At 71.6% G+C, this 1,425-nt stretch carries 1 protein-coding gene; it reads left to right on the forward strand.

The features are described from left to right. On the forward strand, window positions 1-1,425 hold a 1,425-nt coding region (locus G6030_RS12110), incomplete at both ends, for a proton-conducting transporter membrane subunit (RefSeq protein WP_347238652.1).

Consider the following 1,425-nt stretch of genomic DNA (forward strand, 5'->3'; position numbering starts at 1 on the left):
GTCCTCGCGATCGCCTCGGCCGGCCTGGCCACGCTCCTCGCGTGGCCGCTCACGCGGTGGCTCGGGCGCGGTGCGGGATGGCCGCTCGCGGCGCTCTACCTCCTCGGTGCGTTCGCTCTACTGTCGCCGCTCTCGCTGGCCCTGTCGGGGATGCCCACTGAGGTCGTGCGGATCCCCTGGGTGCCGGCACGCGACTGGACCCTGGACCTGTTCGCGGACCCCACGGGACTGCTCTTCGCGATGCTCGCGCTGGTGATCGGCGCGGTGGTGTTGATCTACTCGTCGTCGTACCTGTCCGGCGGTGAGGCGCGCGGCGACGGCCGGGCCCGGACGCGTGGCCCACAGCACTACGGCTTCTTCCAGCTCATGACCCTGTTCACGGTCTCGATGCTGGGACTCGTGCTCACCGACTCCATGGTGCTGCTGTACGTGTGCTGGGAGCTCACGTCGCTGGCGTCGTTCGCGCTGATCGCCAACTCGGGCCGGCCCGCGTACTCCTCCGCCTTCCGCACGCTCACGGTGACGGTCGTCGGCGGTCTGGTGCTGCTGGGCGCGCTCGTGGCCATGTGGATCCGCACCGGCACCACCTCGATCTCCGAGGCCCTGGCCCACGACGTCTGGTCCACCGATCCGGGGTTCACCGCGGCGGTCGCCGTGGCGGTGGCGGTGGCCGCGTTCACCAAGTCCGCGCAGTTCCCGTTCCACTTCTGGCTGCCCGACGCCATGGCCGCCGCGACCCCCGTGAGCGCCTACCTGCACGCCGCCGCGGTCGTGAAGGCGGGCATCTTCCTGTTCATGCGGTTCTCGCCCGCCTTCCACGACGTCCCCGTCTGGAACGCCCTGCTCGTGTCCGTGGGCATGGGCACGGCCGTGATGGCGGCCGTGTTCGCGCTGCAGAAGACCGACCTCAAGCAGCTCATGGCCTACTCGACCGTGAGTCAGCTGGGCTGGATCACCGCGGCGATCGGCGTGGGGACGCAGGAGGCTCTCGCCGCCGCCGCGCTGCACACCGTCGCCCACGCGTTGTTCAAGTCCGGCCTGTTCATGCTGGTCGGCGTGATCGACCACGAGGCCGGCGCGCGCGACATCCGCGACCTGGGCCCGCTGTGGCGGCGCATGCCGTGGGCGTTCGGCGCCACCGTGCTGGGCGCGGCCGCCATGGCCGCCGTCCCGCCGACGTTGGGCTTCGTGTCCAAGGAGTCCATGCTCATCGCGTTCGGCGACGTCGCCGGCGGGCACCCGGTGGCGGTAACCGCGCTGCTCACCGCCGCGGTGATCGGGGCGATCCTCACCTTCCTCTACTGTGCGCGCATCGTCCTGGGCGGTTTCCTCGGCGCCTACCGCGACCCGTCCCGTCCCGCGAAGGACGTGGACGAGGTCCACGAGGCGCCGGTCCGGCTGTGGCTGCCCGCGGCCCTGCCCGCC

The organism is Dietzia sp. E1 (genome assembly GCF_014145015.1).
Taxonomy (GTDB): domain Bacteria; phylum Actinomycetota; class Actinomycetes; order Mycobacteriales; family Mycobacteriaceae; genus Dietzia; species Dietzia cinnamea_A.